This window comes from Streptomyces sp. NPDC031100 (assembly GCF_055570785.1).
This window is the reverse complement of sequence record NZ_JBVIGN010000006.1, coordinates 348,774-369,544: the sequence shown is the minus strand read 5'-3', so window position 1 is coordinate 369,544 and position 20,771 is coordinate 348,774. Positions and strand designations below refer to the sequence as shown.

Genomic DNA, 20,771 nt, shown 5'->3' with positions numbered 1-20,771 from the left:
GCAATCCGTTCCGCGGGATGCGCGGCCGGATGACACACTGACGCCATGGACGAACGCGTGATCGGCAGGTCGGGTCAGTGGGCATCGGTCGTGGGACTCGGCACCTGGCAGCTGGGCGCCGACTGGGGCGACATCGACGACAAGGAGGCCCTGTCCGTCCTGGAGGCGGCCGCCGAGTCCGGGGTCACCTTCTTCGACACGGCCGACGTGTACGGCGACGGGCGCAGCGAGTCGACCATCGCCGCCTTCCTGAGCGGCCGGCCCGACCTCCATGTGCTGGTGGCGACCAAGATGGGCCGCCGGGTCGAGCAGATCCCCGAGAACTACGTCCTGGACAACTTCCGCGCCTGGAACGACCGGTCCCGCCGCAACCTCGGCGTCGACCGCCTCGACCTGGTGCAGCTGCACTGCCCGCCCACCCCCGTCTACTCCTCGGACGCGGTGTTCGACGCCCTCGACACCCTGGTGGCCGAGGAGCGGATCGCCGCCTACGGCGTGAGCGTGGAGACCTGCGCCGAGGCGCTGACCGCGATCGCCCGGCCGAACGTGGCGAGCGTGCAGATCATCCTCAACCCGTTCCGCATGAAGCCCCTGTACGAGGTGCTCCCGGCGGCACGGGAGGCGGGCGTCGGCATCATCGCGCGCGTGCCGCTCGCCTCCGGCCTGCTGTCGGGCAAGTACACCAAGGACACGGTCTTCCCGGCCGACGACCACCGCACCTACAACCGGCACGGCGAGGCCTTCGACCAGGGCGAGACCTTCTCCGGTGTCGACTACGCGACCGGTGTCGAGGCGGCCGCCGAGTTCGCCGCGCTCGCCCCCGAGGGGTACACCCCGGCCCAGCTGGCCCTGCGCTGGATCACCGAGCAGCCCGGCGTGACCACGGTCATCCCGGGCGCCCGTCACCCGGAGCAGGCCCGCGCCAACGCGGCCGCGGCCAAGCTGCCGCCGCTGCCCGCGGAGACGTTCACCGCGATCCGCGACCTGTACGACCGCCGGATCAAGGAGCAGGTCGAGAACCGCTGGTAGCACCCGGGTCGCCACGCACGAGGGCTATGTGCCCTGGCTGGTCGCGGCTGTCCTGGGCCTGGTACCTCGGGTGCTGGTACGGCCTGCCCTTGCGGGCGCGCCGCGGCCACACCGGCCGGACGGACGACTAGACCGCCGTACGGGCCTCGAGAGCCGCCAGCTGACGGTCGTGCACCCTGCTGAGCAGCAGCAGTGACAGCACGGCGCCGATCAGGGCGCAGAACATGTCCCACTGGGTGTCCCAGACATCGCCCTGGGTGGCGAGGAAGGCGTCCGCGCTCGCCCCGCCGATCACGGCGGCCGCCCACTCCAGCATCTCGAAGAAGGCGCTGAACGCGAGGCAGGCGCACACGGTCAGCGGGGCCAGCCACCGGCTGCCGCGCAGCGGGGAGGTGCGGCTGAGCAGTTCGCGCACGAGGACGGCGGGCACGAAGCCCTGCATCAGATGCCCGAACCGGTCGTACGGGTTGCGGGACAGGCCGAACGTGTCCCGCACCCAGTCGCCCAGCGGCACCTGCGCGTACGTGTAGTGGCCGCCGACCGCGAGGACCAGCGCGTGCACGGTCAGCAGCCCGCACAGCAGCCCGGTCAGCGGGAAGCGCCGCCAGACCAGCACCACCAGGGGCAGCCCGAGCAGCGCCCAGACCGTCTCCAGGAACCAGGTCGTGCGGTCCCGCACGTCCCACGCCGACACGGCGAGGCCCACGGCCACCACGCCCGCGAACAGGGCGGGCGGCACGCGGTGCGGCAGGGTACGCGGGGCGGGGTGCACGGCGGTCATGGCGGGGCTCCTTGTCCTGGGAGAGGAAGGAGCCCCATCCTGGCGGCGGCCGGCGGGCCTGGGCATGAGTACCGCTACTCAGCCCGGGCTGAGGACCTCCGCCGTCCCCTACGACTGGCCCCCGCGGGCTCCGCGCAGCGCGGCCAGGCAGGTGCCGATGGCCTGCTGGAGGTCCTCCAGGCGCTGGACCATGTCGTCCTCGTAGAAGTCCTGGGCGTCGTCGAAGGTCAGCTCCTCGAACGCGCGGGTCGCCTTCTGCAGGCTGCTGTAGAACTTCGTCCGCTTCTCCTGGACGCGCAGTTCGGGGTCGGTCTCGACCGTCTCGGCGACGAGGGTCTTCATGGTGTCGTAGGCCTCGGTGGCCCACTCGCCGGTGTCCTCGCCGTCCTCCAGCTCGTCGATCAGCGACAGGTGCCGCTCGGCCACCGCGCGCAGCTCGGCGGGCGCGTCCACGGTCTGCCCGGCCGGGGTCTTGATCTGCCCCGACTCGGCGATCTGTCGGACGTAGCCGATCCGGTCGGCCGCGCGGCTCTCGCTCGCCACGGCCTTCTTCAGGTCGTCGGTGCGTACGACGTCCCGCGCCAGGTCGGCCTGGAGGTCCGGGTCCTCCTTCAGCCGGTCCAGCAGGGCGGAGCGGGCGGCCCGGGCGGTGGAGGGGTCGGCGAGGATCGCGGCGCGCAGCGCGGTGGGGTTCTCGGCGACCTCGAGAGCCTTGGTGGGGCGGATGCCCTCGGCCGCGGCGGCCTCGGCGATCGCGGTGCCGCGCTCGGAGGTGGCGCTGTTGCGGGAGACGTAGTAGCTCAGCCACACGTCGGCGTCGGGGAGTTCGACGTCCTGGCCCGGCTGGAGGGCCTCGAAGTGCGGGACGAGACCGTCGTCGGCCGCGCGGTCCCAGGCCTTGTAGTAGCGCATGACCCGCTCGGGCGAGCAGTCGGCCAGCCCGGCGAACTCCTTGGCCGACACCTTCGGCGTCTCACCGGCCGCCTGCCCGCCCGGCCGTACGCTGCGCGCCACCATCAGTGCGAAGGCCCAGCCGCCGGTGCGCGCGTAGACGCCGAACTCGCGTGCGTCGCGCGCCACGAGGTCGGACAGGGGCGCCGCGGCCGGGGCGGACGTCTCGGACGGGTCGATCGCAAGGGTCACGGATGGCTCTCCTGGAGGCAGGTCGGTGCGGGACTGCACTCGGGTGCGCGAGTGCAGTCAGAAAGCCTATATCGACCCATTGGCTCTGCTTTGACGGCCCCGGCCGGAGGCGCCGGTCAGCTCTTCGTCTCGCGGAAGGTCTGCAGGAAGGTCTTCAGCGCGAGCCGGTTGGCGGAGTCGTCCCACGCCCCGGCCGGTGTGGTGAAGCGCAGGGAGAAGCTGCGCCCGCCGCCGAGCAGGAATCCGCGCCCGAAGGTGTGCACCTGTGCGTCGCCGGACCCGGACAGCCACTCCAGGTCGGCGGCCTTGTGCCCCTGGTAGGTGGTGGCCTGGACGGCGCCGACCTGGTGGTAGCCGGGGAGCCGTTCCAGATCCGGTTCGACGTCGTCGCGCCACACGGCGACCGGATCCGGGCCGGCATCCTCGCTGTGGGTGACGGCCAGGGTGGGGGAGGCGCCGTCGGTGCCGAAGGTGATGCGGTAGGCGCCGGCCACACGCGAGACGGTCAGCCGCTTCCAGCCGTCCGGCAGGGCCACGGAGAAGCCCTCCGGGGCGGTGTAGCGGTGGTAGCCGGCAGGCAGCGACGGCGTCGACGGGGACGCGGAGGCGGTGGCGCTCGGGCTCGCGCCGGGACCGGCGCTCCGGCCCGGGGGGTTGTTCTCGGTGCGGCCGGCCGGTGGGGCGGCCGTGGCGGTCGGCCGGGAGGGCGCGGCGGCGGTGGAGGTGCCGGGCAGCCGGTCGGTCGCGGCCAGGACGGCGGCCGTGACGGTCACGGCGGCCAGCGCGGTCCCGGCCGCCATCATGCGTCTGCTCCGTACCGGGCCCGCGTGCCGTACGGCCGCATAGGCGCTGCGCAGCCGGGGCACGGGCGCGGCGCGCCGGTCCGCCTCGGCGTCCTCGTCGAGGGCCCGGCTCAGGGCCTCGCGGACCACCGGCCGGCTCAGCCGCTCCCGGGAGTTCTTGCGCAGCAGCCCCTGGACGGCCTGGGTGAGCGGGCCGGTGCGCAGCGGGGCGCGCAGCGGCAGCCGGTCCACGGCCTTCAGGGTGGCGTCGGGGCGGCCCCGGTCCCGGAACGGCGGGCGGCCCTCGACCATCGTGTAGAGGATCGCGCCCAGCGCCCACAGGTCGGCGGCCGGTCCGATGCGCTCGTCGCGGGCCTGTTCCGGCGAGGCGTACGACGGTGCCGTGAGCCTCGGGGCCAGGGTCGCGCCCGCCAGCCCGAACCCGGCCACCACGACCGGCCCCGCGTCCCGGACGAAGACCTGGCCGGGGCTCAGCTCGCCGTGGGTGATGCCCTCGTCGTGGGCGGCCTGGAGCACGGCGAGGAGTTCGAGGCCGATCCGTGCCGCCCGCACCGGGTTGAACGGGCCCTCGCGGTCGAGGAGTTCCCCGAGAGGAGTGCCCTCGATCCAGTCGGTGACCGTCCACAGGGTGCCCGCCTCCGCGACGGCGTCGACGACGGTGGCGACCTGCCCGGGACACAGCAGCCGCATGATCTCGGACGTCCGGACGACCCGGGCCGTGGCGCGGCGCACGGTGTCCGCGTCGGAGGACTCCGGAAGGGCGGTCTGTGCCACCAGGCGGGGCTGGTTGGCCGTCACGTCCTCGGCGTACCACCACAGCCGGTTCGTCTCGCGGGAGAAGACCTCAAGGAGCCGGTACCGGCCGGCGACCAACTGGTGTGCGGAGACGTGCGCCTTGACCATTGTCATCCCTCGCTGGAACCCCTGCCTCGTCTTGCTCACAGGTACGCGGGACGCTCCCGGGTGCGTTCAAAGAATCCCAAACTCCGGGCCCTTCCTGCCTTTTATTCAAATCTTCGAAAGGGCTTGCGAGTTTGGGAAAACGGCGCACGGCCGGGCGTCGACCTGTGGGTTACCGACGGTAAATGCCCGGGTGCGCCGAACGTCGACCCGCGGGGACGCGCATGGCCCACACGGTGTCAGAGCTCGCGGCCCACCAGGAAGTCCAGCAGGGTGCGCAGCTCGTCGACGGCGCCGGCGGCCGACGGCAGCTCGGCGAGCAGGGCCCGGGCGGCAGCCGTGTGACCGCGGGCCTCGGCCAGAGCCGCCGTGCGGCCGCCCGCCTCCTCGACCAGCGCGGCCGCCTCCGCGCTCCGGCCGGGGGAGTCCAGGAGCGTGGGCAGGTGACGGCCCGCGGGGGAGCCGAGTGCGGCGAGGACGGGGAAGGTCTTCTTCCGCTCCCGCAGATCGCCGCCCACCGGCTTGCCGGTGACCGCCGGGTCGCCCCAGATGCCCAGCACGTCGTCCACCAGCTGGAAGGCGACGCCCAGATGCCGTCCGGCGCGGTCCAGCGCGGCCACGGCCGGCTCCGGAGACCCGCCGAGCCTGGCTCCCAGCGCCGCGGCACAGCCGAGCAGCGCACCCGTCTTGTGCTCGGCCATCGCCCGGTACTCCTCGGCCGTCACCCGCTGCGGCCCGCTGAACGGCCGCGCGGCGAACAGCAGGTCGTCGGCCTGCCCGCGCACCAGGTCGGCCAGGGCTGTGGAGAGCATCCGCACGGCACCGGGACCTCCCGGCGCGGCGGCCAGGGTCTCCACAGCCAGCGCGAACAGGGCGTCCCCGGCGAGGACCGCGGGCCCCGTGCCGTACGCCTTCCACACCGCGGGTCGGCGGCGTCGGGTCGTATCGCCGTCCATGATGTCGTCGTGCAGCAGGGAGAAGGCGTGCACCAGCTCCACCGCGACCGCCGCCGGGACCCCGGCCCGCCCGTCGTCGCCCGCCGCCCGCGCGCCCAGCACCGCCAGCGCCTGCCGTACGCCCTTGCCGCCCGGTGCGGCGGCAGGCGCGCCGCCGACCTCGCACCAGCCGAAGGAGTACACGGCCATCTCGGCCACCCACGGATGCAGCCGCCCCACGGCCTCCGCCAGCGCGGGGCGCACCAGCTCGCGGCAGCGGTCGAGGATGTCGGGGGCCGAGGGCGGTGCCTGCACCGCCGAGGAGGGCATGGTCACCGTACGACCTCCGCGGTCAGACCGAACTCCTGCTGTGCCCGGGTCACCATCGCCCGCGCGTGCCGGAGTCCGCCGCGCTCCAGCACCCGGGCCAGGTCGGCGAGTTCGGCCGCCGTCTCGGCGCGGTCGCGGCCGAGGCGGGCCAGCGACTTGGCCAGGCCCAGGCGGGCCAGCGCCTCGCCGCGCGGCTCGCTCATCGCGCGGAACTCCTCCAGGGCCAGCTCGTACAGGTCCCGGGCCTCGGTGTAGCGCCTGGCGCGGTAGAAGACGTTGCCGCGCATCTTGTGGTTGTAGGCGAGCGCGCTGGACAGGTTCATCGCGCGGCAGGTGGCCTCCGCCCGAGAGAGCAGTTCCAGTGCCCGCTCCGTGTCCTGGTCGCGGACCGACAGGACGTCGGCGAGTCCGCGCAGCGCCCAGGCGTGGCCGCGATGGTCCTCGGCCCGCCCGGCTATCTCCGCCGCCTCCTCGAAGAGGGCGTACGCCCGGTCGTGGTCGCCGGTGTTGCGGTGCATCTGCGCGATGCCCTCCAGCGCCCACACCGTGTGCCGGGCCTCGCCGCGCCTGCGGGCCTCGGCCAGCAGCTGCTCGTGCAGCCGTCCGACCGCCTCGTAGTCGCCCTGGATGCGCCCGGTCTCCGCGAGGCCCGCCAGCGAGTAGCCGCGGACAACGATGTCGCCGCCCTGCTCGCCGAGTTCGGCCGCGAGCCCGAGCAGCCGCCATGCCAGCGGGAAGGCGCCGCGCTGCCGGGCGAGGGTGCCGCCGCTCCACAGCGCCCACGCCATCGCGGCCGTGTCCCCGGCCTCCCGGGCGGACCGGTAGCTCGCCTTCCAGGCCCGGTCGGCGTCCCGCACCTGGCCGAGCCGTCGGTGCGCCTCGGCGACGGCGAGCCCGCAGCGGGCCGCCTCGTCGGGGCGGCCGGACCGCTCGGCCTCGCGCAGCCGCTCGGTGCCCTCGGCCAGCACGTCGACCAGCGAGGAGTTCACGGACAGGGTGGTGAGGGCGCCCTGGTACTCCGGGGCGAAAGCCTTGCCGTACATGCATGCCTTTCTATACACGACGTGTATACATGGTGTGTATAGTGCGCCGAAAATATGCCCTGACCCGGGGGCCAGGGCTTGGTCTGTTGTCGGTCAAGACGCGGGTACGGCCAAGAGGGTTGCCTGTGAGGCGCAGATCACCTCACGGGGCGTCAGTGCTGCTGCACCTTCTGCGGAGTTGCCTCGCTCGGCCGCACCACGACGAACCCCTCGCCCTGGAGCATCAGCTGTACGGCCTCGCCGGAGCCGCCGCGCAGCATCGAGCCGATCGACTGGGAGCGGTGCAGGGAGGTCTGCAGGTGCGCGGTCCAGCCGACCACCGCGTCCGTGTCCACGTACACCGGCTGCTGGGGCGATACCGGTATGACCAGCGGGTTGCCCTCGCAGACCAGGCCGAGCCGGCCGTGTCCGCTGAACACGCTGTTGAACAGGCCGCCGCCGGCGATGCCCGAGCCCTTCACGGTCTTGATCTCGTACGACAGCGAGGAGTCGAAGCACAGGACGTTGCGGCCGTTGACGGTGAACTGGTCGCCCGGCTCCACCTCGACGATGAAACAGTTCTGCGCCTCGTGCGCGAACCACACCTCGCCCTGCCCGCGCACCGCCATCAGCGGCAGCCCCTCACCGGTGACCGCACGCTTGAGCATGCCGCCCACACCCTGGCCCTTGCGCTCGAACTGGAGGCCGCCGCGGTAGGCGATCATCGCGCCCTGGCGGGCGTGCATCTCGCCGTTCACGGCGTACTTGATGCACTTGGTGTTCTCGATGGACATGCCCGGCTCGACGGCCGGCTGCACCACATGCTCGCTGGAAAAGAGGTCACCCTTCATGCGGGGCATGGTGTCCCGGAAGGTGTCATTCCGCCAAGATCACGGAACGTGCCCGCTCAGCCACCGAACAGCTGGGCCCAGTACGTGCCCGCCCGGCCGCCGCCGGTGAAGCCGACGCCGATGTGGGTGAACTCCGCTGTGAGGATGTTCGCGCGGTGCCCCGGGCTGTTCATCCAGCCGTCCACCACCTCGGCGGGAGAGCGCTGCCCGCAGGCGATGTTCTCGCCGATGGTGCGCCGGCGCGAGCCCGCGGCCGCGGCCCGGTCCCAGGGCCGGCTGCCGTCCGGTGCGATGTGCGCGTAGAAGTCGCGGGCCACCATGTCCGCACAGTGCGCCTGCGCGGCCCGGGTGAGCGGCGCATCGGCCGCCAGGGGAGGCAGTCCGGCCCGCGCGCGCTCGGCGTTGGTCAGCGCGACGACCTCGGCAGCCGTCCGCGACAACTCGCCCGGCGTGAGGGGCCTGGCCCACAGCGCCGTCCAGTACCGGTCGCCCGCATCGGCGCCGGCCAGGCCGACCTGGGTGAAGGCCGCGCCGAGGAGCGTGCGCCGGGCCTTGCCGGTGCGCAGGCAGTGATCGACGAACTCGGCCGGGGTACGCGGTCCGGAGACGAGGTGCTCGCCGACGGTGACGTACGTGTATCCGGTGGCGCTGATCCGCTGATGGACCGACACGCCGTCCGGCGCCTCCGCCGCGAGCCGCCCCATGGCCGCCATCGCCACGGCGTGCGCCCGGGCGGCGGAGGCGAGCCGCGCGTCCAGCGCCACCGGAGGAGAACCGGCCTGCGCACGGGCAGAGTTGACCAGTCCGAGGAACCCGTCGGAATCCGGGGCGGGGACCGGCTGCGGACCGTCGTCGGCGACGGTCACCCCGAAGTCCCGGGCCAGCCCCGCCAGCCCGTCGGCGTATCCCTGCCCGATCGCCCGCAGCCTCCAGCCGGTACCCCGCTGGTACAGCTCGGCCAGCAACAGGACGGTCTCCCGATCCGGGCGAGTGGGGGCAAACCGGGCAATCGGGCGGTCGGAGCGATCGGTGACGTCCAGCCGGGGTGCGGGCAGCCGGCCGAGCGGTGTGCCCGGCTCGGCCGCGCTGACCGCCACCGTGACCCGGGTCGCGCCGGGCCGCAGCCGCGCCGGATCGACGGCGAGGCCGTCCCCGCGCAGCCGCACACCGGGCGCCTCCGGCTGGTTGTAGAACACGAAGTCACCGTCACCCCGGACCTTCCCGCCCGCGTCCGTGACGAGGGCGGACACATCGAAGGGCCCGGCGACCCGCAGCCGCAGCGCGCCACCGGGCAGGGCCAGATTCCCACCGGAAACCAGCTCGCTCGTCACAGAGCAGGGAACGTACGACGGGGTCGGCCAAGTTCCGGCAACTGGTGAGGCGCACGGCCAGGTGCCCAGAAGAGGGGTGCGGGGCTGTGTCGCCAGGCGGCTCCGCCGCGTGGGCGCGACCAGCCCCCACGCACCCGCACCCGCACCCGACAACGGAGCCTCTACTCCTTCATGTCCCCACCGAGCTCCTCACCAGCCGAGCGGCGCAGCGCCGTCTTGCCGCAGAACGCAGACTCCAACGCACCGCCCATCGTGCTGAGCACCTTCGAGTTGTTGGACGTGTTGGCGACAGCCGTCAGACTGCGCTTGCCGTCCTTCGTGGCGAACGCGTAGGTGTAGTACCCCTGCACCGCCCCGGTGTGGCCGTACACCGAGATCCCGCAGGACAGCTCGCGACGCCGGAGCCCGAGCCCGTACGACGTCGTTGTGTTGACCCGCTTGAACTGCTCCATCTCCGCGAGCCGTGCCTTGGAGAGCAGCTTGCCCCCGAGGAGCGCGGAGTAGAACGTGTTCAGATCCTTCGCGCTGGAGATGATGGCGCCCGCGCTCTGCGCCCAGGACGCCGTCTGGCCGGTCGCGTCGACCAGCTCGGCGCCCGGCGTGTCCGGGGTGAGGTAGCCGCGGGTGTACCGGCCCGGGATCCTGGTGTCGGGGTGGACGTAGAAGGTGTCCCGCAGCTTCAGCGGCTTGACGATGCGGTCCTCGTACGCCGTCTTCACGGACTGCCCGGTGAGCTTCTCGATGAGCATGCCCGCGACGACGAAGTTCGTGTTGGAGTAGGAGTAGGCGGCGCCGGGCGCGTTGGTGCGGGCCTTCTTCAGGGAGAGCTTCACCAGCTGCTGGTAGGTGAAGACCCTGTTCCGTACCGCCTCGAAGCCGGGCACGGTCTTGGCGAACATGTCGTTGCTGTAGTCGTACAGGCCGCTGCGGTGGCTCAGGATGTGCCGGACCGTGATGCGGTCGTCGGGCAGCAGCCTGGGCAGGTACCGGTTGACCGGGGCGTCCAGGTCCAGCCGGTGCTCGTCGGCCAGTTGCAGCAGGACGACGGTCGAGAAGGACTTGGTGACGCTGCCGACGCGGAAGCGGTCGTCGGCGCTGATGCCCTCGCGCGTGCTGCGGTCGGCGACTCCCCGCGTCATCCGGTACGTCGTGCCGTTGTCGTCGATGCGGGCCAGCGCGCCGGGCGCGCCCTGTGCCACCGCGGAGCGCAGCACCGCGTCCAGGCCCTTCGTGTCGGGCGCCGGAAGCGCCGTCGGTGCAGGGGCGTCCGCCACTCCTGTCGCGGCCCGCGCCGGGACCGCGACCAGCGACAGCACGACCGCTCCGAGGACCGCACCCCTACCCACCCTTGTTGAGACCATCCGGTTCTCACTCCCATCCTTGCAGTTTTTGATGCGATTTCGGTCACACTCCGGCCTGGGAACCTAGAGGATCGAGGCAACGTCTCCACAGTCGACACACAGTTGGTCCACCAGCGATCACTCTGTGGCGCGCATTCGTAAAGGATTGTCATAGAAAACCGCGAAATGGATCATTCCATCTTTACGTGTGCATGACCGATCCGTAAGGGTTGTCCCTCGGGGGCCCGACCAGCCCTCATGGCGCTCAACAGCGCTATGTCTCAAGGCGGTTGGTTGCTCCCGGCTGCCTTCGAACGAAGGAACCCTGATCAGATTGCGTAGACCGCACATACGCAGCGTGGCGGTCGCCGTCGCGGTGACGACGGCTGCCACGGGCCTGGCCGGTACGGCCTTCGCGGGGACCTCCACGGGGTCGGAGCGGTCCGCCGCTTCCGCCGCCTCGACCGCCACGGTGGTGGTGGAGGCGGCGCACACCGCGGCCTTCGCCCACACCGCGGCGACGGGTGTCTCGCAGGGCGACGAACTCCACGCCCAGGACGTGATGATCGACCCCGAGGGCGCGCGCCACGTCCGCTTCGTCCGCACCCACAACGGAATGCCGGTGCTCGGTGGCGACCTCATCGTCCACCTGAACCGGCAGCTGGCCTACACGGGTGTCACCCGTGCGGCCGACCAGTCCGTCAAGCCCGCCACCGCCGAGGCCAAGCTGACTGCGGGCCAGGCCGCAGCGAAGGCCGCCCAGGTCGCCAAGGGTGACGCGGGCGACGCCGAGCTGGTGGTGGACGCCCGCGACGGTGCCTCCGCCCTCGCCTACCAGGTGCCGGTGACGGGCAGCAGCTCCGCCGACGGCGCCTCCCGCACGGTCGTCATCGACGCCGTCACCGGCAAGGTGCGCAGCAACACCCCCGACGCGGACCAGTTCCTGTCGCCGAAGGTGCTCGATGCGCTGCGCAAGCGCGGTGAGACCGCCGACCCGGCCCTCGGTACCGGCTCCAGCGCCGCCGCCGGCCTGCTCGGCTCGGGCGGCTCGGGCGTCTCCGGTGTCACGCGCTACCCGTCGCCCGCGAAGGGCACCGGCAAGACCCTCTTCGTGGGCACCGTCGGCCTGAGCACGACGGCGACCTCGCGTGGCCACTACCAGCTCAAGGACCCGTACCGGTACGGCACCGAGACGCGGGACGCCAAGGGCTCGCGCACGGAGAAGTTCAGCGCGGGCACGAAGTTCACCAACACCACCAACGTGTGGGGCAACGGCTTGACCACCAGCCGTGCCAGTGCCGCCGCGGACGCCCAGTACGGCATCACCAAGACGCTCGACTTCTACAAGAGCGCCTTCGGCCGCAAGGGCATAGCCAACAACAGCAAGGCCGCCCAGGGCATGGTCCACTGGGGCAAGAAGGTCGGCAACGCCTTCTGGGATCCCAAATGCAACTGCATGCTGTATGGCGACGGTGACGGCCGGGTCTTCAAGAAGCCGCTCGTCGTCCTCGACGTCACCGGCCACGAGCTGACCCACGGCGTGGTGGAGGCGACCGCGAAGCTGGAGCCGACCATCGTCGACAGCCGCGGCAACCAGTACGGTGAGCCCGGCGCGCTCAACGAGTCCATCGCGGACATCTTCGGCTCCAACGTGGAGTTCTACGCCAAGAACGCCAAGGACACCCCGGACTACCTGGTCGGCGAGAAGATGGGCCTGGACCAGAAGTTCCTGCGCCGCCTCGACCACCCCTCGCTCGACAAGCTCGAGCGCACGATCGACTACTGGTCGCCGGACACGTACTACACCGAGGTGCACGCCGGTTCCGGTGTCTCCTCGCACGCCTACTACCTCCTCGCGGAGGGCAGTGGCAAGAAGACGATCGGCACCGTCCACTACGACTCGCCGACCTACGACGGGTCCACGGTCAAGGGCATCGGCCGCACCAAGGCCACGGCCATCTTCTACCGTGCCCTGACCCGCTACATGGTCTCCACCACCGACTTCCACGACGCGCGCGTCGCGACGCTGAAGGCGGCCAAGGACCTGTACGGCGCGAGCAGCACCGAGTACAAGACGGTGGACAAGGCGTGGGCCGCGGTCAACGTCACCGCCGCCAACACGCCGGCCGCCCGCCACTGACGGACGGCAGCGCGCACCAGCACCACCGGATGCCCCGCCTCGCGCGGGGCATCCGCATGTCCGGAGCCCTCTTCAAATGCCCCCGCAACAACCACTGTTTCTTTTATTGGCAGCGGAATGCCCGAGCCACCCTCGGCCGGCCCGCCAACCTGGTCCGGGTCAACGGCGAACGGGCGCTGTTCATCGGCGTGAAGGCGACCGGCGGCGAACTGATCGCCGTACTGACCGACCTGTGCTGCCGTATCCGCCTGGCCCGGCGCGTCCCCCTGCCGGACCGGTCGCCCCGCAAGGTGCTGGCCTCGATCGCCGGCCTCGTGCAGGAACTCCTCGGCCACGCCGCCGAGTCGGGCACGCCGGTCCTCGGGCTCGGCATCGCCGTCGCCGTCGCCGGCGACGTCGACCGGGCCGAGGGCGTGGTGCGCTACTCGCCCTTCCTGGAGTGGCGGGACGTACCGCTCGCCGAACTCGCCGCAGTGACCTGCGGGTTGTCGACGATCGTCGACAACGACGTACGCGCGCTGACCGTCGCCGAGCAGTGGTTCGGCGCCGGGGCGGGCCTCAGCGACTTCGCCGTGGTGACCGTGGGCGCCGGCGCCGGCGTCGGCTGCGGACTCGTCGTCCACGGACAGGTGGTCGCGGGCGCGCACGGCGTGGCGGGCGAGATCGGCCATGTCGTCATCGACCCCTCCGGCCCGCTCTGCCACTGCGGCAACCGTGACTGCGTGGAGGCGGTCGCCGGGGACGCCGCGATCGTCGCTCGTATCCGCGAGGTGACGGGCCGTCACATCGCCGACACCGCCGAGGCGGTGGAACTCGCCCACCAGGGCGTCCCCGGAGCCCGCGAGGTCTACGCGCGGGCGGGGGAGGCCATCGGTCGGGGCGTCGCCACCGTGGCCAACCTGCTCGGACCCGAGCGCGTGATCATCTCCGGCGAGGGCCTGGCCGCCTACGACCTCTTCGCCGATCACATCCGCGACGCCTTCACCGCGGCCGCCTTCGGCTCCGCCGCACAGTGCGACGTACAGACCCGCCCGCTCCCCTTCGAGGAGTGGGCCCGCGGCGCCGCAGCCGCCGCGATCCAGTCCTTCATCACCTCGACTCCCCCCAGCGGAAAGGGCTGAGCCGCCCCGACCCGAACCCACCCAGGAGGTACGGCCCATGTGGTCACCCTCGTACCCCGTCCTGCCCGCACGCGGGCTCAGAGCCGCGGTCGTCCTGGCCCTGACCACGGGCCTGGCCACGGTCTTGGGCGCACTGGTCCCCGGAGTACTCGACCCCGGGGCGGCGGCACGCATCATGTGCGTGATCCGAGCCCGGGAGGCCGGTTCCCTACGCGACCTGGCCAGGTCGGTACGGCCAGAGGTGGCAGGGAGGCCCTGGCCCATGACTCCGGTGGAACAGGGGGCCTGCGCGCCGGCACCGTAGTCGAGAAGGGCCGGGGCATCTTCCAGATCGACGCCAACTTCGGCACCCCGGCCGCCGTGGCGGAGATGCTCCTGTACTCCCGCCCCGGCCACCTGGAACTGCTGCCCGCGCTGCCGGACGCCTGGGCCGCCTCCGGCTCGCTCACCGGCGCCGGCGCCCGCGGCGGCTTCCTCGTCGACCTGCGCTGGAAGGACGGGAAACCCATCGAGGTGCGGATCCGCAGCGTCGGCGGGACCATGACCTCCGTGGGGTACGCAGGCACGTCCCGGACGGTCCGCCTCAAGCCCGGCGAGTCCGTCACGCTGAAGGACCTCGCCCGGTGACCGGCCGGCTCGGGCGCGTCCGCCGGATAGCCGCCGCCCTCCTGGCGGCCGTCGCCTGCCAGACCCTGCCCGCCCAGGCCGCCGCCCCCCTGCCCGAGGCCACCACGCCCGCCTCCGCAGTCGTCACCTGGGCGGCAAGCGCCGACCGCCTGGGCGAGGGCGGCGCCGACCGCGGCTACCGGCTCGTCGTACACACCAGCGTCGGCGGCAGCGACCTGCGCGTCCGCCTGTCCAACGCCTTCGGCGACCGCCCGCTGACCCTGGACAGCGTGTACGCCGGTCTGCAGAGCCAGGGTGCCGCGCTGAAGCCGGGTACCAACCGGCGGCTGACCTTCGGCGGAGCCCGCACGGTCACCATCCCGGCAGGCGCCGTCGCATGGAGTGACACCCTGCCTGGCAGGATCCCCGCCGCCGCGAACCTGATCGTCAGCCTCCACACCCCGGACGCGGCGGGCCCGGCCACCGGGCACGGCATGGCGATGCAGACGTCGTACGTCACCGACGGAGACCACACAGCCGAGGAGTCGGCGGCCAACTGGACGGGGGTGACCGGCTCCTGGTGGTACCTCGACGCCGTCTCCGTACGCCCCTCCGGCACCGCAACCGTTGCCGTGGCGGCCCTCGGCGACTCCATCACCGACGGCTGGCAGTCCACCGCCGACCTCGACCGGCGCTGGCCCGACTATCTGGCCCGGCGCCTGAGCACCGCCGGCGCGACCGTCAAGGGTGTCGCCAACGAGGGGATCTCCGGCAACAAGGTGCTCGCGGACGGCGCTGGGCAGAGCGCCCAGCACCGACTGGACCGGGATGTCCTCGCCCAGCCCGGCGTGCGGACCGTCTTCCTCTTCGAGGGGGTCAACGACATCAAGGCCCACAGCGGCGTCACCGTCACGGATCTGATCGCCGGATACCGGCAGATCGTCCAGCACGCCCACGCGGCCGGGACGTGCGTGGTCGCCGCGACCGTCGGCCCCTTCAAGGGCTGGTACGAGTGGAACCCGGCCGCCGAGGCCGTACGCCAGGGCGTCAACCGGTTCATCCGCACCAGCGGGGAGTTCGACGCGGTCGCCGACTTCGACCACACCCTGCGCAACCCCTACGACCCCGAACGGATCCTGCCCTTCTTCGACAACGGCGACCATCTGCACCCCAACGACAAGGGCATGCAGGCCATGGCCGACTCCGTCGACCTGGCCGGCCTCGACTGCGGGGGCCGGGCTCACCGGTAGTCGGGGTTGGGCGCGTCGAGGTGGCAGCCCGCGTCCCACTCCGAGCGCTGGTTGCCGTGGGCGGGGATGCCCTCGGTGCGCTTGAGCATGGCCCCCAGGTGCATCAGATTCCAGGTCATGAAGGCGGTGTTGCGATTGGTGAAATCGTTCTCCGGGCCGCCCGAGCCGGGGTCCAGGTACGACGGCCCGGGTCCCGCCGCGCCGATCCAGCCCGCGTCCGCCTGGGGCGGGATCGTGTAGCCGAGGTGCTGGAGGCTGTAGAGGACGTTCATCGCACAGTGCTTCACGCCGTCCTCGTTGCCGGTGATCAGACATCCGCCGACGCGGCCGTAATAGGCGTACTGGCCACGGGAGTTGAGAAGTCCCGAACAGCTGTAGAGACGCTCGATCACCCGCTTGGTCACCGAGCTGTTGTCACCCAGCCAGATCGGTCCGGCGATCACCAGGATGTCGGCGGCCATCACCTGCTCGTACAGCGCGGGCCACTCGTCGGTCGCCAAGCCGTGCTCGGTCATGTCGGGGTACACACCGGGGGCGATGTCATGGTCGACGGCTCGGACCTCGGATGTGGTGACCCCGCGCGACATCATGATCCCCGCGCTCCTGTCGATCAGCCCCTGGGTGTGGCTGAGCTCGGGGGACGGCTTGAGGGTGCAGTTGATGAACAGGGCGGTGAGGTCGTCGAAGCGGTAGCTGTCGTCGGCGGCGTTCACAGCGGCTCCTTCGGGTGAGGCGGCGGTCCGCCCTGGAAGGGGGACGGACCCAGGCGCAGCTTTCCGCGTGGAGCCCTGTTTGTCACAGATTGTCCCCTATCTGTCATCGTTCGGCCGTGAGTGTGACCCGCGAGGATCTGCTCGTCCGGGCCGGGCCGGGCGCCACGGACGCTGCTCCGGCCGGCCGGGCGCGCGGCTCTTCGATCCGGTCGAAGCGGTGCGCTACGCGGCGATCACGCGTGCTGCGGTGCCTTCTCGCGCGGTGTCTCGCCGCCGGCCGGGCCTCGGGGGAGTATCCGGTCCAGCCACCTCGGCAGCCACCAGTTGGCCCGGCCGAGGAGCGTCATCGTCGCCGGCACCAGCACCATGCGGACGATCGTGGCGTCGATGAAGATCGCGGCGGCCAGGCCGAGCCCGAACATCTTGGTCGAGGGATCCTCGGCGACGGCGAAGGACAGGAACACCGCCACCATGATGAGGGCGGCCGACGTGATGATCCGGGCGGTCCCCGCGACGCCCTGCACGATCGCCGTGCTGTTGTCGCCGGTGCGCACGTACTCCTCGCGCACCCGCGACAGGAGGAACACCTCGTAGTCCATCGACAGACCGAACAGGATCGCGAACAGGAACATCGGGATGAACGACACGATCGGAACCGTCGTCTCCAGCCCGATCAGTGCGCCTCCCCAGCCCCACTGGAACACCGCGACCATGATGCCGTAGGCCGCGCCGATGCTCAGCAGGTTCAGCAGCACCGCCTTGAGCGGCACGAGGATCGAGCGGAAGACCAGCATCAACAGCAGGAACGACAGCGCCAGCACGGCGGCGACGAACACCGGCAGGCGCCCGCTGGTCCGTCGGCCCACGTCGGACAGGCTCGCCGCCGCGCCGCCGACATGGGCCCTGGCCGGGCCCCGCCCGACCACGGTGGGCAGAACGTCGCTGCGCAGCCGGGTGACGGTGTCTGCCGTGGCCCGCTCCTGCGGGCCGGTGGTCGGGAACACCACGAGGGTCGCGATCCCCGTGGGCCCGTCGACCCGGGCCGGCGCGACGGACGCGATGCCCGGGTCCGCCGCGACCGCCGCGACGAGCCGGTCCACCATCCCCGGATCACCGGCAGGGTCCGCCGCGATGACGAGAGGACCGTTGGTGCCCGGGCCGAACCCCTCGGTGACGAGGTCGTACGCGCGGCGCTCGGTGCGGCTGTGCGGCAGCGAGCCGTCGTCGGGCAGGCCGACGCGCAGGCCGAGCACGGGCAGCGTCGCCGTCAGCAGCAGCGCGGCCGCGCCGACCGCGTACGGCACCGGGTGCCGGTTGACGTGCCCGACCCAGCGCCGCCACCCGGACGCGGGCCCGGCGCCCGCCGCCGTGAGCCGCCGCCGTCCGAACCGGCCCGGCCGCCCGGCCCCAAGGGCCCTGACGAGCCAGCCGGCGCGGGCCAGGCGCGTCCCGGCGGCGCCGAGGAAGGCCGGCAGCAGCGTCACCGACGCGAGCACCATGATCAGGACGACGATCGAGACCGCGAGCCCGCCCACCGTCATGAACGGCACGTTCGCGACCACCATGCCGAGGACCGACACGACGACGGTGCCGCCGGCGAAGACCACGGGCCGCCCGGCCGTGACCACCGCGCGCCCGGCTGCCTCGTGGGGCTCGATCCCGCGCGCGAGGTACTCCCGGTGCCGGGCGAGCACGAAGAGCGCGTAGTCGATGCCCACTCCGAGTCCGACCATGCTGCCCAGGACCGGTGCGAAGGTGGGGATCTCCGTCATCCCCGCGAGGACCGTCACCGTGGCGACCCCGACGGTCAGCCCGAAGACCGCCATGCCGATCGGCAGCGCGGCGGCGACGAGCGAGCCGAACGCCAGGAACAGGATCGCGGCCGCCGCGAGGATGCCGATCAGCTCTCCGGCACCGCCGTCGGAGCCGGAGAAGACGTAGAAGAGGTTCCCGCCCATCTCGATGCGCAGGGGCAGCTCACCGCGCAGCCGGTCACCGAGGTCGACGAGGGCGTGGAGGTCCTTGGCCGACAGCCGGCTCTGGTCCGGGTATTGCACCCGGACGACGGCGATCCGCCCGTCGGCCGAGACCAGGCCGCCGCGCACGGCTGTGTTCCCGCCCGCGTCGAGCGCCCCGGCCGGGTCGCTCGTGCCGAGCACGTGCGGCAGTCGCCTCACCTCGGCCTGCAGCCGCACGAGCGCGGTGCGCGCGCTGCCGTGGTCGAAGAACGTCGCCCCGCTGTCGAGGGGGGTGACGACCACCTGGGCGGTGATCCCGTCCTGGCCGGTGCCGGCCCGCTCGATCAGCTCCGCGGCCCGCCCGGAGTCAAGTCCCGGAGCGGTCATCGAGTCCGCGGTCCGCCCGCCGAAGGCGATCGCGGCGACGACCGCGAGCGCGGCGGCGAGCAGCCATACCGCGATCACCCGCCACGGATGGCGGGCGGCGCCTGCGCCCAGACGGGAGAGGGCTTTCGAGAGCATCGGGGTCCTCCAACCACCTTGTCGGCCGCCTCCGTGCGGCCGCCGATGCCGAGGTTCGCCGCTGTGTCGCTCCGGGACATCGGCCCCCGAGCCGCGGATCCGTCCACCCCAGGACGGAGCGACGCCCCGTCCTTTCGGCCGATGCGCGCCCCGGCGCGCTCCCTAGGCTGAGAACCGTGCTGCGAGACGACGTGCGAACCCTGTGGAACGAACCACGGCCGCCCGACCCGCCCGGCCGGGTGTGGCGGGACTGGGCGCTGCTCGCTGCCGGCTTGGGCGGTGTGGTGCTGGAGGCCACCCTGCGGGAGGACGTCGTGTGGCGTCCCGTGGCCGTCGTGTTCGCCGTCTGGCTGTGCGTACTGCCCCTGTGGCGCCGGACCCGCCCGCTGGCGACGGTCGCGCTCGCGTTCGCCGCGATGATCGCGCTCCAGGTGGCCTCGCTGGTGGCCGCCCCGCGGGAGCCGGTCGGCCTGTACACCGGCCTGATCGTGCTCGTGCTGGTGTATGCGCTGCCCCGGTGGGGATCGGGACGGGAGATCGTGCTGGGCGGCGCGGTGGTCCTCGCGGGCTTCGCGGTGTGCGCCCTCACGGACGAAACCCCGGCCGTCGACCAGGTCGTGGGCTTCGCCTTCCTGCTCCTGCCCGGGGTGATCGGGGCGTCTGTACGGTTCCGGGCGACCGCTCGCGAGCGGCAACTGGAGCAGGTGCGTTCCCGCGAGCGCGAGCGACTCGCCCGGGAACTGCACGACACGGTGGCCCACCACGTCTCGGCCATGGTGATCCGCGCCCAGGCCGGCCGAGTGGTCGCGGACACGGACCCGGCCGCTGCCGTGGAGGCACTGGAGGGGGTCGAGGAGGAGGGGGCGCGCACGCTGGAGGAAATGCGAGCCATGGTCGCCGCGTTGCGCGACGGCGGGGCAGGCGCCGAGCTGAAGCCGCCGGCCGGTGTCGCCGATCTGGAGCGTCTGGTGCGCGCCCCGGGTTCTCGTCTCCGGGTCGACCTGGGCCTCGAGGGCGACTTGGACGCGCTGCCCCCGGCCGTGGACGCGGCCGTCTACCGCGTCGTGCAGGAGTCGGTGACCAACGCCATGCGGCATGCGGTGGGCGCGACCGAGGTCGTGGTCCGGGTCACCGCGGAGCCGCACCAGGTACGGGTCAGTGTGCGGGACGACGGCGGGCGGGTCGGCCGGGGCCGCGACGGCTACGGCCTTGCCGGGCTGCGTGAGCGCGCCGCCCTGCTCGGCGGGGTGTTGCGGGCCGGCCCCGGCGCCGACCAGGGCTGGCAGGTCGAAGCCGAACTGCCACGGGGAAGGGCGGACAGCGGTGTCCATCCGCGTTCTCGTCGCTGACGACCAGGCGATCATCCGTACCGGGCTGCGGATCATGCTGAACGCCCAGCCCGGCATCGAGGTGGTCGGCGAGGCAGCCGACGGGGAGGAGGCGGTGGGCCTGGCCCGCGACCTGCGCCCCGACGTCTGCCTGTTCGACATCCGGATGCCCCGGCTCGACGGGCTGGAGGCCACCAGGCTGGTCGCCGGTCCGGGCGTCGCCGACCCGCTGGTCGTGGTCGTGATCACCACCTTCGACCTCGACGAGTACGTCTACGGCGCCCTGCGCGCGGGCGCCCGCGGCTTCCTGCTCAAGGACACCGGACCGGAGCTGCTGGCCCAGGCCGTACGCTCGGCCGCCGACGGCGAGGCTCTCATCGCGCCGAGCGTCACCGTGCGCCTGCTGCGGGCGTTCGCGGACCTGCCGGCCGGGCGGCCCGCTGCCCAGCCGATCTCCCCCGTCACCGCCCGCGAGGAGCAGGTGCTCCTCGCCGTCGCCCGGGGGCTGACCAACACCGAGATCGCCGATGCCCTGCGCATCAGCCTGAGTACGGTCAAGACACACCTGGCGAGCCTGATGGCCAAGCTCGGCGCCCGCAACCGGGTCGAGATCGCGATGTGGGCCTACGAGACCCGGCGGATCGTCCCGGGATCCTGAACCGGTTCTT

General features: G+C 72.4%; 16 protein-coding genes and 1 pseudogene. 7 read left to right on the top strand and 10 right to left on the bottom strand.

What is annotated here, in order from left to right; all coding sequences use genetic code 11:
* The first annotated feature begins 45 nt into the window (after positions 1 to 45).
* The gene (locus tag ACZ5DS_RS19840) at positions 46 to 1,029 is read left to right on the top strand and encodes an aldo/keto reductase (protein WP_468240101.1); all 984 of its coding nucleotides are present in this window, start codon (positions 46 to 48) and stop codon (positions 1,027 to 1,029) included.
* Between the two features lie 127 nt (positions 1,030 to 1,156).
* Here ACZ5DS_RS19840 and ACZ5DS_RS19835 read toward each other — a convergent pair whose 3' ends face one another.
* The 8 genes from ACZ5DS_RS19835 to ACZ5DS_RS19800 form a co-directional block, all read right to left on the bottom strand.
* On the bottom strand, positions 1,157 to 1,810 hold the full coding sequence (locus ACZ5DS_RS19835; protein ID WP_468240098.1) for a DUF2238 domain-containing protein: 654 nt from the start codon (positions 1,808 to 1,810) through the stop codon (positions 1,157 to 1,159).
* Positions 1,811 to 1,918: 108 nt separating this feature from the next.
* Entirely contained in the window at positions 1,919 to 2,953 is a 1,035-nt protein-coding gene (locus tag ACZ5DS_RS19830; protein WP_468240095.1) for a hypothetical protein, read from the bottom strand.
* Positions 2,954 to 3,069: 116 nt separating this feature from the next.
* On the bottom strand, positions 3,070 to 4,665 hold the full coding sequence (locus tag ACZ5DS_RS19825) for a serine/threonine protein kinase (RefSeq protein WP_468240091.1): 1,596 nt from the start codon (positions 4,663 to 4,665) through the stop codon (positions 3,070 to 3,072).
* Between the two features lie 230 nt (positions 4,666 to 4,895).
* Positions 4,896 to 5,921 (bottom strand): polyprenyl synthetase family protein, encoded by a 1,026-nt coding sequence (locus tag ACZ5DS_RS19820; protein WP_468240356.1) that lies wholly within the window; start codon positions 5,919 to 5,921, stop codon positions 4,896 to 4,898.
* Between the two features lie 2 nt (positions 5,922 to 5,923).
* Positions 5,924 to 6,964: a tetratricopeptide repeat protein gene (locus ACZ5DS_RS19815; RefSeq protein ID WP_468240088.1), complete on the bottom strand. Its 1,041-nt coding sequence runs from the start codon at positions 6,962 to 6,964 to the stop codon at positions 5,924 to 5,926.
* A 152-nt stretch (positions 6,965 to 7,116) separates the two neighbouring features.
* A complete protein-coding gene (locus ACZ5DS_RS19810) occupies positions 7,117 to 7,794 on the bottom strand; it encodes an AIM24 family protein (RefSeq protein WP_468240086.1) in 678 nt (225 codons plus the stop codon).
* Between the two features lie 56 nt (positions 7,795 to 7,850).
* On the bottom strand, positions 7,851 to 9,125 hold the full coding sequence (locus tag ACZ5DS_RS19805; RefSeq protein ID WP_468240083.1) for a CAP domain-containing protein: 1,275 nt from the start codon (positions 9,123 to 9,125) through the stop codon (positions 7,851 to 7,853).
* Positions 9,126 to 9,286: 161 nt separating this feature from the next.
* Entirely contained in the window at positions 9,287 to 10,486 is a 1,200-nt protein-coding gene (locus ACZ5DS_RS19800; protein ID WP_468240081.1) for a serine hydrolase domain-containing protein, read from the bottom strand.
* A 313-nt stretch (positions 10,487 to 10,799) separates the two neighbouring features.
* On the opposite strand from ACZ5DS_RS19800, the gene ACZ5DS_RS19795 reads away from it, so the two are divergent.
* From ACZ5DS_RS19795 to ACZ5DS_RS19780, 4 genes and pseudogenes are all read left to right on the top strand, one after another.
* Positions 10,800 to 12,605: a M4 family metallopeptidase gene (locus tag ACZ5DS_RS19795; protein ID WP_468240078.1), complete on the top strand. Its 1,806-nt coding sequence runs from the start codon at positions 10,800 to 10,802 to the stop codon at positions 12,603 to 12,605.
* Between the two features lie 29 nt (positions 12,606 to 12,634).
* Positions 12,635 to 13,726, top strand: a complete 1,092-nt coding sequence (locus tag ACZ5DS_RS19790; RefSeq protein WP_468240076.1) for an ROK family protein — start codon at positions 12,635 to 12,637, stop codon at positions 13,724 to 13,726.
* 303 nt (positions 13,727 to 14,029) lie between these two features.
* Positions 14,030 to 14,353 (top strand): annotated as a pseudogene (locus ACZ5DS_RS19785) (glycoside hydrolase family 95-like protein); the annotation flags it as partial.
* Entirely contained in the window at positions 14,350 to 15,582 is a 1,233-nt protein-coding gene (locus ACZ5DS_RS19780; protein WP_468240073.1) for an SGNH/GDSL hydrolase family protein, read from the top strand. The pseudogene ACZ5DS_RS19785 and the gene ACZ5DS_RS19780, both read left to right, overlap by 4 nt.
* On the opposite strand, the gene ACZ5DS_RS19775 is transcribed toward ACZ5DS_RS19780, so the two are convergent.
* Together ACZ5DS_RS19775 and ACZ5DS_RS19770 are read right to left on the bottom strand one after the other, a co-directional pair.
* On the bottom strand, positions 15,573 to 16,295 hold the full coding sequence (locus tag ACZ5DS_RS19775; protein WP_468240070.1) for a flavodoxin family protein: 723 nt from the start codon (positions 16,293 to 16,295) through the stop codon (positions 15,573 to 15,575). The genes ACZ5DS_RS19780 and ACZ5DS_RS19775 overlap by 10 nt on opposite strands.
* Positions 16,296 to 16,528: 233 nt before the next feature.
* Positions 16,529 to 18,775, bottom strand: a complete 2,247-nt coding sequence (locus tag ACZ5DS_RS19770; protein ID WP_468240067.1) for an MMPL family transporter — start codon at positions 18,773 to 18,775, stop codon at positions 16,529 to 16,531.
* Positions 18,776 to 18,951: 176 nt separating this feature from the next.
* Between ACZ5DS_RS19770 and ACZ5DS_RS19765 the strand changes: the two genes are divergently transcribed.
* A complete protein-coding gene (locus ACZ5DS_RS19765) occupies positions 18,952 to 20,124 on the top strand; it encodes a sensor histidine kinase (protein WP_468240065.1) in 1,173 nt (390 codons plus the stop codon).
* Positions 20,099 to 20,761, top strand: a complete 663-nt coding sequence (locus tag ACZ5DS_RS19760; protein ID WP_468240062.1) for a response regulator — start codon at positions 20,099 to 20,101, stop codon at positions 20,759 to 20,761. The genes ACZ5DS_RS19765 and ACZ5DS_RS19760 overlap by 26 nt, the downstream gene beginning before the upstream one ends.
* Positions 20,762 to 20,771: the final 10 nt, after the last annotated feature.

Excerpts from the sequence above, each read along its gene's own strand:
- ACZ5DS_RS19840 (WP_468240101.1), top strand. The coding sequence starts at position 46 with ATGGACGAACGCGTGATCGGCAGGTCGGGTCAGTGGGCATCGGTCGTG.
- ACZ5DS_RS19835 (WP_468240098.1), bottom strand. The coding sequence starts at position 1,810 with ATGACCGCCGTGCACCCCGCCCCGCGTACCCTGCCGCACCGCGTGCCG.
- ACZ5DS_RS19825 (WP_468240091.1), bottom strand. The coding sequence starts at position 4,665 with ATGACAATGGTCAAGGCGCACGTCTCCGCACACCAGTTGGTCGCCGGC.
- ACZ5DS_RS19820 (WP_468240356.1), bottom strand. The coding sequence starts at position 5,921 with ATGCCCTCCTCGGCGGTGCAGGCACCGCCCTCGGCCCCCGACATCCTC.
- ACZ5DS_RS19815 (WP_468240088.1), bottom strand. The coding sequence starts at position 6,964 with ATGTACGGCAAGGCTTTCGCCCCGGAGTACCAGGGCGCCCTCACCACC.
- ACZ5DS_RS19810 (WP_468240086.1), bottom strand. The coding sequence starts at position 7,794 with ATGAAGGGTGACCTCTTTTCCAGCGAGCATGTGGTGCAGCCGGCCGTC.
- ACZ5DS_RS19800 (WP_468240081.1), bottom strand. The coding sequence starts at position 10,486 with ATGGTCTCAACAAGGGTGGGTAGGGGTGCGGTCCTCGGAGCGGTCGTG.
- ACZ5DS_RS19790 (WP_468240076.1), top strand. The coding sequence starts at position 12,635 with ATGCCCCGCCTCGCGCGGGGCATCCGCATGTCCGGAGCCCTCTTCAAA.
- ACZ5DS_RS19770 (WP_468240067.1), bottom strand. The coding sequence starts at position 18,775 with ATGCTCTCGAAAGCCCTCTCCCGTCTGGGCGCAGGCGCCGCCCGCCAT.